Consider the following 8,859-nt stretch of genomic DNA (forward strand, 5'->3'; position numbering starts at 1 on the left):
GGCGCGGCTGCTTCTTTTTTGTATACGACCGAGCCTACTGGGCGCCCCCGGGGGCGACCGCGCTCGGCGCTCCCCCCGCACCCCCCCCCCCCCGGGCCTTCGCGGCCGCCAGGGCGGCCGCCACCAGTTCGTTCATGTGAGACATCGTACTACTTGACACCTGAGACGGTTCCAGAGACGCTCTATAGGCAAGTTCCACCCAGGAACGGCAAGGGATCGAAGGGGAGAGAGCCATGAGCGTCGTCATCTCCGGGGGCGGACCGGCCGGAATGGTGCTGGGCCTGATGCTGGCCCGAGCGGGCGTCGAGGTGACCGTGCTGGAGAAGCACGCCGACTTCCTGCGGGACTTCCGCGGCGACACCGTCCACGCGTCCACCGTGCGCCTGATGGACGAACTGGGCCTCGGCCGGAAGTTCGCCGCCCTGCCGCAGAGCCGGCTCGGCAACCTGGTGGTACCGGTGCCCGGCGTCGGGGACGTCGCGCTGAGCGCCTTCGACCGGCTGCCCGCGCCGTACAACTACATCGCCATGATGCCGCAGTGGGACCTGCTCAACTTCCTGGTCGAGGAGGCGAAGCGGGAACCCACCTTCACCGTGCGGATGAACACCGAGGCCACCGGACTGCTCCGGGAGCACGGCCGGGTGGTCGGCGTCCGCTACCGCACCCGGGACGGCGAGGAGGGCGAGCTGCGCGCCGACCTCACCGTCGCCGCCGACGGCCGGCACTCCACCCTGCGCCGGGAGGCCGGCCTGGTGCCCGAGGAGTACCCGGTGCCCTTCGACGTCTGGTGGTTCCGGCTCCCCCGGCACGCCCACGAGCAGGCCGCGCCGCCCAGCCTCACCCCCGGCTTCGGCGAGCGCGAGCTGGCCCTCAGCTTCACCCGCGACGACTACTTCCAGATCGCCTACTTCAAGTCCAAGGGCTTCGACCCCGAGCTGCGCGCCGAGGGCATCGAGCGCTTCCGCGCCCGGATCGCCCGGCTCATGCCGCAGTTCGCCGACCGGGTCGACCAGTTGGCCGGGACGGACGAGCTCCACCTGCTCGACGTCAAGCTCAACCGGCTGGACCGCTGGTACGTCGACGGGCTGCTGCTGATCGGCGACGCCGCCCACGCGATGTCCCCGGCCGGCGGCGTCGGCATCAACCTCGCCATCCAGGACGCCGTCGCGGCCGCCGCCCTGCTCGCCGAACCGCTGCGCCGCGGCCGGCCGACCGTCGCCGCACTGGCCCGGGTCCAGCGGCGCCGCTGGTGGCCGACCGTGGTCATGCAGCGCCTCCAGCGGGTCCTGCACGGCATCATGTTCGTCCCGGTGCTCACCGGCCGGCGCTCCGGGCCGCCGACCGCCTTCGCCGCGGTCGCCCGCCGGGTGCCCGCCGTCCGGATCGGCCTGTCCCGGCTGCTCGCCATCGGGCCGCGCCCCGAACACGCCCCGGCCTTCGCCCGCCGGCCGTCCGCCTGACCCTCCGCCCGGCCGGCCGCTCGAGCCCGGGCCCGAACGGCCCGCCCCGGACCGGCCGTTCGGGCGGGCGGTTTCCGGGGAACGACCCCCGGCATGACGATCCCTCATCGCCTGACCGGTACGGGCGCCCACCCCGTCCTCGTCCTGCACGACTGGTTCGGCACCAGCGCGGGCTGGGGCCCCTTCCTGGACTACCTCGACGGCAGGGCGTTCAGCTACGCCTTCCTCGACTACCGCGGCTACGGCGAGCGCAAGGACGTGACCGGCGCCTACACCCTCGCCGAGATCGCCGCCGACGCGCTCGCCCTCGCCGACCAGCTCGGCTGGGACCGCTTCTCGCTGGTCGGCCACTCGATGGGCGGCAAGGCGGCCCAGCAGGTCCTGGCCGAGGCCCCGCTGCGGGTGCGCAAGCTGGTCGGCCTGTCGCCGGTTCCGGCCGGGGCGTACCCGCTGGACGAGGCGGGCGAGGCGCTGTTCTACGGCGCCGCCGAGGACCGCGAGAAGCGGTACGCGATCCTCGACCTGGTCACCGGGCAGCGGGCGGGCCGGGTCTGGCTGGACCGGATGGTCGACCAGTCGCTGCGGCTGTCGACCGTCGAGGCCTTCGACGGCTACGTCCAGGACTGGACCACGGCCGACCTGGAGCCCCGGATCAGCGGGAACCCCGTCCCGGTCAAGGTCATCGTCGGCGAGCACGACCTCGCGCTGACCGCCGACGTGATGCGCGGCACCTGGCTGGAGCACTACCCCAACGCCGAGTTGGAGGAGCTCGGCGGCACCGGGCACTACCCGATGTACGAGGCGCCGGTGGCACTGGCGACCGCGATGGAGGCCTTCCTCCACAACTGAGCCGCGGAGCGCTACCGCGAACCGGCGGCGAGTAGGCTCGGACGGGACGAGAGGAGAGCCCCGTGAGCCAGCCGGTCCCGGACGGAGCCGAACTCATCCCCAGGCCCGAGAAGTCGCCCGCCGCTCTCAAGGCCGCCCTCGCCGTGGTGGCCTCCGCCCGGCTGCCGGAGATGGTGGAGGGACAGACCCGGGCCATGGCCGCCGCCATCGACTCAGGAAGCATCAGCCCGCTCCGCGCGTTCGTCGCGCACTGGGCGGCCGTCGTGGAGATCGAGCGGGTCCCGGCCACGGCACGGGCCTACCACCGGGCGAACTACCTCGCCAACCACGCGGAGAGCGTCGAGGAGTGCCGTCGGAACGCCACCGACGTCGCGGCGATCTACCGGGCCGCGTTCTCGGCGGTGAACGAGTGAGCTGGAGCTGGGAGTACCTGCCCAGCCCGGAACACGTCACCGGCGGCGCACCCGCCGACTTCCTGGCGGCCGTCGAGACGAAGGCCGCCGAGACGTCTCAGTACCGGCGGCAGACCTCGCGCCGGTTGCCCACGGCCACCACCCACACGACCAGCAGCCCGTCCTCGATCGTGTAGACGACCCGGTAGTCGCCGACCCGGAGGCGCCAGTGCCCCGGATGACCCTGGAGCGGCTTGATGTCGAAGGGCTCCGTGCCGCCGCTGTCGAGCGCCCGCTGGAACTCGGTGAGGCGGTACATGATCCGCAGGGCGTCGGGGCGCGGCACCTTAAGCATGTCGCGCTGCCCCTGGGGGGTGAAGCGTGTCACGTGGCCCATCGGGTCACCCTTGCTGGGCGCGCAGCATCGCGGCCATCTCCTCCAGGGAGACGGACCCTTCGCGCCCCTCGGCCTCGGCCTCCTTCGCGAGCCCGCTGAGCCAGGCGTCCTCGGCCTCCTCGGCCAGTCGGCTCAGGCGCCGGTACTCGTCGATGTCGATCACCACGGCTTCCTGCTTCCCCCGCCGGGTGATGATCGTCGGGGTGCCGTCCCTACGGGCCCGGTCGATGACGTCCGCCAGGTGGCTGCGCACATCGGCCATGGATTCCACGACAGACTCACTCATGGCACGAATGTAACAGATGTACATCTGTTCCAGAGAGGATCCGGGGCCGGCCGGGGCCGGGCCCGCAGGGGTCAGATGCCGAGGCCGCGGATGACCAGGTCGACCAGGGCGAAGAAGAACAGCGAGATGCCGACGAAGCTGTTCGTCTGGAAGAAGGCCCGGTTGAGCCTCGACAGGTCGTTCGGCTTCACGATGGTGTGCTCGTAGACGAAGGCGCCCGCGACGACGGCCAGGCCGACCCAGAACGCGGGGCCGGCGTCGGTGAGCACCGCGAACCAGCCGAGCAGCAGGGTGGTCAGGACGTGGCAGACCCGGGCGCCGCGGATGGCGGCCGGGACGCCGAAACGGGCCGGCGGCGAGCCGACGCCGTGCTCCCGGTCGGACTCGACGTCCTGGCAGGCGTAGATCAGGTCGAAGCCGCCGATCCAGATGCCGACCGCGACCCCGAGGACCACGGCCTCCCAGGACCAGCTGCCGGTCACCGCGAGCCAGGCGCCGACCGGGCCCATCGCCTGGGCCAGGCCGAGGATCGCCTGCGGGAAGTTGGTGAACCGCTTGCCGTACGGGTAGACGACCATCGGCACCACGGCCACCGGCGCGAGGGCCAGGCAGAGCGGGTTGAGCAGGGCCGCCGCGCCGAGGAAGACCACCAGGGCGACCGCCGAGCCGGCGTACGCGGTCCTCAACGAGACGGCGCCGGTGACGAGTTCGCGCCCGGCGGTGCGCGGGTTCCGGGCGTCGATCTCGCGGTCGATGATCCGGTTGGCGGCCATCGCGAAGGTGCGCAGGCCGACCATGCAGACGGTGACGACGAACAGTTCGCCCCAGTGCACCCGCTTGTCCGCCAGGAACATGGCGGTCAGCGCGGCGATGTAGGCGAAGGGCAGGGCGAAGACCGAGTGCTCGATCATCACCAGGCGCAGGAAGGCCTTGGTGCGCCCCGGGGTCTCGACGGCGGCGGTGCTCACAGCCCGTACTCCTTCCAACGACGGGTCACCAGTGCGGCCGTGGCCGGGTCCGAGGAGACCATCTCCGGCCAGCCGCCGTCCCGGGTGTAGCCCTCCTCGGGGAGCTTGCGGGTCGCGTCGATGCCCGCCTTGCCGCCCCAGAACTGCTGGTAGGAGGCGTGGTCGAGGTGGTCGACCGGGCCCTCGACCACGGTGAGGTCGCGGCTGTAGTCGACGTTCCCGAAGGCCCGCCAGGCCACTTCCTGGTAGTCGTGGACGTCGCAGTCGGAGTCCACCACGATGATCAGCTTGGTGAGCGACATCATGTGGGCGCCCCAGATCGCGTGCATCGTCTTCTGGGCGTGCTTGGGGTACTTCTTGTCGATCGAGACGATCACGCAGTTGTGGAAGCCGCCGGCCTCGGGCAGGTCGTAGTCGACGATGTCCGGGATGATGATCTTCAGCAGCGGCAGGAAGAACCGCTCGGTGAACTTGCCCAGCGGGCCGTCCTCGGTCGGCGGGCGGCCGACCACGATGGACTGCAGGATCGGCCGGCGGCGCATGGTCACGCAGTCGATCGTCAGCGCCGGGAACGGCTCCTGCGGGGTGTAGAAGCCGGTGTGGTCGCCGAACGGGCCTTCGGGGAGCATCTCCCCGGGCTCCAGCCAGCCCTCCAGGACCACCTCGGCGTCGGCCGGGACCTGCAGCGGGACGGTCTTGCAGTCGACCATCCGGACCCGCTCGCCCGCGACGAAGCCGGCGAACAGGTACTCGTCGATGTCGCCGGGCAGCGGTGCGGTGGCCGCGTAGGTGACGGCCGGCGGGCAGCCGAAGGCGATCGCCACCGGGAGGCGCTCGCCGCGCTTGGCCGCGACGGCGTAGTGGTTGCGGCTGTCCTTGTGGATCTGCCAGTGCATCCCGATGGTGCGGCGGTCGTGCCGCTGGAGCCGGTAGAGGCCGAGGTTGCGGACGCCGGAGTCCGGGTCCTTGGTGTGGGTCAGGCCCAGGTTGAAGAAGGAGCCGCCGTCCAGCGGCCAGGTGAACAGCGCGGGCAGCTCGTCCAGGTTGACGTCGTCGCCGGTGAGCACGACCTCCTGGACCGGGGCGTCGCCGGACTTCACGTTCCGGGGCGGGACGTGGGCCATCGAGGCGAGCTTGCCGAAGGCGTCCCGGAACCCGGTGAAGCCCTGCGGCAGTTCGGGCTTGAGCAGGCCGGCGATCTTCTCGGAGATGTCCTCCGGGCCCTTGAGGCCGAGCGACTTGGCGAGGCGCCGCTCGGTGCCGAAGACGTTCATCGCGATCGGCATCGACGAGCCCTTGACGTTCTCGAACAACAGCGCCGGGCCCTTGGCCTTCTGCACGCGGTCGACGATCTCGCCGATCTCCAGGTGGGGGTCCACCTCCGCCTTGATGCGCTTGAGGTCGCCCTCGCGGTCGAGGGCTCGGAGAAACGAGCGGAGATCGTCGTATGCCATGCCAGTCAGTATCCGCCACCCGATAGCCTGGCTTGCGTCAAGGGCCCCGGGAGGCGCCCGCCGCTCCGGCCCTCGCGGGGGAGATCACAGCCGTGCTGAGGATTCTTCTGACCATCGTCCTTCCGCTCGCGCTGTGGGTGTGGGCGTTCATCGACTGCCTGGTCACGCCCGAGGGAGAGGTCCGGCACCTGCCGAAGCCGATCTGGCTGATCATCGTGCTGCTCTTCCCGCCGCTCGGCCCGATCGCCTGGCTGGTGGCCGGGAAGCGGCGCGGCTTCCTGCGCACGGGCGCGCCGGACGGAGGACCGGGACGGACGGACGCGGACGGCCGGAGCGGTTCCGCCGCCCCGCGCCGCGGCCGGCCGGTGGCCCCGGACGACGACCCGGAGTTCCTGGCCTCCCTCGGGAACGGGTCCGCGAGGAACGGGTCCGCCGAGAACGGCCCCGAGAAGAAGGACGCCCCCTCGAAGGGCGGGTCCTTGCAGAAGGACGACAAGGACCACGAGGACATGCTCCGGCGGTGGGAGGCCGATCTGCGCCGCCGGGAGCAGGAGCTGCGCGGCGGCGAGGAGCCCGAGGACGGGCGAAAGAGCTGATCGGAGCGGGTCCGCCGCTCCCCCGGACAGCCCACCCGGGCACCCACGGGTGGGCTGCGGCCTTTTTGGCGCTTCCCTACGACCGGGAAGCGTCCGGCCTTGATCGCCCCGTTCCCGGCGCCACGGTCCAGCCGTCCTCGAGCGGTACTCCGGACGGCCGCCCCACACTGCTGGAGGACGGTCCTGACCTGCGTTTTCCTTCATGCTCAGATCATCGGACCATCATCTGCCCGACAACCCCCGGTATTCGAACGGCCACCGAGCGCACAGCCCTCGGGGCGACCGCTTCTGTACAGGCCTGACAGCTAAACGAACTCGACCTTGTACGGAATCGACGCCGAAACCAGCGCACGGCCCCTCGTACAGTCATAAGTGAAGAAGTTGATTCGCAGCTGGGGGTACAGCAGACGCTGGCTGTCGGACAGTTCCCTCACCCTTGGAGTGGTTCGAGATGACGGTTGTGCATGAGGCGCCGGTCGGCGGCGAGGTCCCCGAGGTCCCGGCCGATGCCAAGGGGCGGGTCGCCGAGCTCCACGAGCTCCGCGCGCAGGTGCGCCGCGGCCCGAGCGACAAGGCCACCGAGGCCCAGCACGCGAAGGGCAAGCTGACCGCCCGCGAGCGCATCGACCTGCTGCTGGACGAGGGCTCCTTCCGCGAGGTCGAGCCGCTGCGCCGGCACCGCGCCCAGGGCTTCGGCCTGGAGGCCAAGAAGCCGCACACCGACGGCGTGGTCGTCGGCTGGGGCACCGTGCACGGGCGCACCGTGTTCACCTACGCGCACGACTTCCGGATCTTCGGCGGCGCCCTGGGCGAGGCCCACGCGCAGAAGATCCACAAGATCATGGACATGGCCATCGCGGCCGGTGCCCCGCTGGTCTCGCTGAACGACGGCGCCGGCGCCCGCATCCAAGAGGGCGTCACCGCCCTGGCCGGTTACGGCGGCATCTTCCAGCGCAACACCAAGGCCTCCGGCGTCATCCCGCAGATCTCGGTGATGCTCGGCCCGTGCGCCGGCGGCGCCGCGTACTCCCCCGCGCTGACCGACTTCGTCTTCATGGTCCGCGAGACCTCGCAGATGTTCATCACCGGCCCCGACGTGGTCCAGGCCGTGACCGGCGAGAAGATCAGCCAGAACGGCCTGGGCGGCGCCGACGTGCACGCCGGCGTCTCGGGCGTCTCGCACTTCGTCTACGACGACGAGCAGTCCTGCATCGAGGAGGTCCGCTTCCTCCTGTCGCTGCTGCCGCAGAACAACCGCGAGATGCCGCCGTCGGTGGTCAGCGAGGACCCGGTCGAGCGCCGCAACGACAGCCTGCTGGACCTGGTGCCCGTCGACGGCAACCGCCCGTACGACATGCGCAAGGTGATCGAGGAGATCGTCGACCACGGCGAGTTCCTGGAGGTCCACGAGCGCTGGGCCACCAACGTGCTCTGCGTGCTGGCCCGGGTCGACGGCCACGTCACCGGCATCATCGCCAACCAGCCGCAGTCGCTGGCCGGCGTGCTCGACATCAACGCCAGCGAGAAGGCCGCGCGCTTCGTCCAGATGTGCGACGCCTTCAACATCCCGCTGGTCACCCTGCTGGACGTGCCCGGCTTCCTGCCCGGCGTCGACCAGGAGCACGGCGGCATCATCCGGCACGGCGCCAAGCTGCTGTACGCCTACTGCAACGCCACCGTGCCGCGCATCTCGCTGATCCTGCGCAAGGCCTACGGCGGCGCCTACATCGTCATGGACTCCCGCTCCATCGGTGCGGACCTGTCCTACGCCTGGCCGACCAACGAGATCGCGGTGATGGGCGCCGAGGGCGCCGCCAACGTCATCTTCCGCCGCGAGATCAACGGCGCCGACGACCCCGACGCCATGCGCGCCGAGAAGATCAAGGAATACAAGAGCGAGCTGATGCACCCGTACTACGCGGCCGAGCGCGGCCTCGTGGACGACGTCATCGACCCGGCGGAGACCCGCCAGGTGATCGCCTCCGCCCTGGCGATGCTCCGTACCAAGCACGCCGACCTGCCCAGCCGCAAGCACGGCAACCCGCCGATGTAGCAGCGGCACGGTTCGCAGCAGCAGGCCGTACCGAGCACACCACACACCACAGCAACCGGGGGAGAAACCAAGGACATGACCGCTTCCGCCGAACCCCTCGTCCGCATCGTCCGCGGCAGCCTCTCCGACGAGGAGCTCGCCGCCCTGACCGCCGTCCTGATGGCCCGCGCCGCCGTCGCGCAGCAGGCCGCGGCCGCCGCCCAGGTCGAGCCGATCGCCAACTGGCAGCGCCTGGAGCGCCGCCCGGCCTACTACTCGCCGGTGAGCTGGCAGCAGGCCGCCTGACGCCTCCGGGCCCCGGGCCCCGAGAGTCCGACCTCGACGGCCGGGCACCCCCCACGGGGGGCCCGCCGGCGGGGGGGCCGGCCGGGGTGCGCCGGCCGCCGCGGGGCGGGCCCCCCGGG

Annotated in this window: 10 protein-coding genes; 6 read left to right on the forward strand and 4 right to left on the reverse strand. The window is 71.3% G+C overall.

Annotation, left to right across the window (positions count from 1 at the left end; genetic code table 11):
• Positions 1–233: 233 nt before the first annotated feature.
• The 3 genes from ACFWXO_RS08570 (at position 234) to ACFWXO_RS08580 (ending at position 2,722) form a co-directional block, all read left to right on the forward strand.
• A complete protein-coding gene (locus ACFWXO_RS08570; RefSeq protein WP_380522873.1) occupies positions 234–1,460 on the forward strand; it encodes an FAD-dependent oxidoreductase in 1,227 nt (408 codons plus the stop codon).
• 93 nt (positions 1,461–1,553) lie between these two features.
• The gene (locus ACFWXO_RS08575) at positions 1,554–2,309 is read left to right on the forward strand and encodes an alpha/beta fold hydrolase (protein WP_380522874.1); all 756 of its coding nucleotides are present in this window, start codon (positions 1,554–1,556) and stop codon (positions 2,307–2,309) included.
• Between the two features lie 62 nt (positions 2,310–2,371).
• Positions 2,372–2,722, forward strand: a complete 351-nt coding sequence (locus ACFWXO_RS08580) for a hypothetical protein (RefSeq protein ID WP_375881844.1) — start codon at positions 2,372–2,374, stop codon at positions 2,720–2,722.
• Positions 2,723–2,819: 97 nt separating this feature from the next.
• Here ACFWXO_RS08580 and ACFWXO_RS08585 read toward each other — a convergent pair whose 3' ends face one another.
• From ACFWXO_RS08585 to ACFWXO_RS08600, 4 genes are all read right to left on the reverse strand, one after another.
• Complete coding sequence (locus tag ACFWXO_RS08585; RefSeq protein ID WP_380522875.1) at positions 2,820–3,098, reverse strand: type II toxin-antitoxin system RelE/ParE family toxin; 279 nt, start codon at positions 3,096–3,098, stop codon at positions 2,820–2,822.
• 4 nt (positions 3,099–3,102) lie between these two features.
• Positions 3,103–3,384, reverse strand: a complete 282-nt coding sequence (locus ACFWXO_RS08590) for a type II toxin-antitoxin system Phd/YefM family antitoxin (RefSeq protein ID WP_375881838.1) — start codon at positions 3,382–3,384, stop codon at positions 3,103–3,105.
• A gap of 71 nt (positions 3,385–3,455) precedes the next feature.
• Positions 3,456–4,352, reverse strand: coding sequence for a menaquinone biosynthesis prenyltransferase MqnP (gene mqnP, locus ACFWXO_RS08595; RefSeq protein ID WP_380522876.1), 897 nt, complete (start codon positions 4,350–4,352; stop codon positions 3,456–3,458).
• Positions 4,349–5,806 carry a menaquinone biosynthesis decarboxylase gene (locus tag ACFWXO_RS08600; RefSeq protein WP_375881834.1) on the reverse strand — a complete coding sequence of 486 codons (1,458 nt, stop codon included), beginning with the start codon at positions 5,804–5,806 and terminating at the stop codon, positions 4,349–4,351. Before ACFWXO_RS08600 ends, mqnP begins: the two co-directional genes overlap by 4 nt.
• A 92-nt stretch (positions 5,807–5,898) precedes the next feature.
• Here ACFWXO_RS08600 and ACFWXO_RS08605 point away from each other — a divergent pair, with 92 nt between their 5' ends.
• The 3 genes from ACFWXO_RS08605 to ACFWXO_RS08615 all read left to right on the forward strand — a co-directional run bounded on the left by ACFWXO_RS08605 (position 5,899) and on the right by ACFWXO_RS08615 (position 8,740).
• Positions 5,899–6,402: a PLD nuclease N-terminal domain-containing protein gene (locus tag ACFWXO_RS08605; RefSeq protein ID WP_380522877.1), complete on the forward strand. Its 504-nt coding sequence runs from the start codon at positions 5,899–5,901 to the stop codon at positions 6,400–6,402.
• Positions 6,403–6,853: 451 nt separating this feature from the next.
• Positions 6,854–8,455: an acyl-CoA carboxylase subunit beta gene (locus ACFWXO_RS08610; protein WP_375881829.1), complete on the forward strand. Its 1,602-nt coding sequence runs from the start codon at positions 6,854–6,856 to the stop codon at positions 8,453–8,455.
• Positions 8,456–8,530: 75 nt separating this feature from the next.
• On the forward strand, positions 8,531–8,740 hold the full coding sequence (locus ACFWXO_RS08615) for an acyl-CoA carboxylase subunit epsilon (protein WP_375881827.1): 210 nt from the start codon (positions 8,531–8,533) through the stop codon (positions 8,738–8,740).
• The last annotated feature ends 119 nt before the right edge of the window (positions 8,741–8,859 follow it).

It is taken from the genome of Kitasatospora sp. NPDC059088, from assembly GCF_042738155.1.
Taxonomy (GTDB): domain Bacteria; phylum Actinomycetota; class Actinomycetes; order Streptomycetales; family Streptomycetaceae; genus Kitasatospora.

What these genes read in the sequence shown, in the direction of transcription:
- ACFWXO_RS08570 (WP_380522873.1), top strand. Translation starts at nt 234, where the DNA reads ATGAGCGTCGTCATCTCCGGGGGCGGACCGGCCGGAATGGTGCTGGGC.
- ACFWXO_RS08575 (WP_380522874.1), top strand. Translation starts at nt 1,554, where the DNA reads ATGACGATCCCTCATCGCCTGACCGGTACGGGCGCCCACCCCGTCCTC.
- ACFWXO_RS08585 (WP_380522875.1), bottom strand. Translation starts at nt 3,098, where the DNA reads ATGGGCCACGTGACACGCTTCACCCCCCAGGGGCAGCGCGACATGCTT.
- ACFWXO_RS08590 (WP_375881838.1), bottom strand. Translation starts at nt 3,384, where the DNA reads ATGAGTGAGTCTGTCGTGGAATCCATGGCCGATGTGCGCAGCCACCTG.
- ACFWXO_RS08600 (WP_375881834.1), bottom strand. Translation starts at nt 5,806, where the DNA reads ATGGCATACGACGATCTCCGCTCGTTTCTCCGAGCCCTCGACCGCGAG.
- ACFWXO_RS08610 (WP_375881829.1), top strand. Translation starts at nt 6,854, where the DNA reads ATGACGGTTGTGCATGAGGCGCCGGTCGGCGGCGAGGTCCCCGAGGTC.
- ACFWXO_RS08615 (WP_375881827.1), top strand. Translation starts at nt 8,531, where the DNA reads ATGACCGCTTCCGCCGAACCCCTCGTCCGCATCGTCCGCGGCAGCCTC.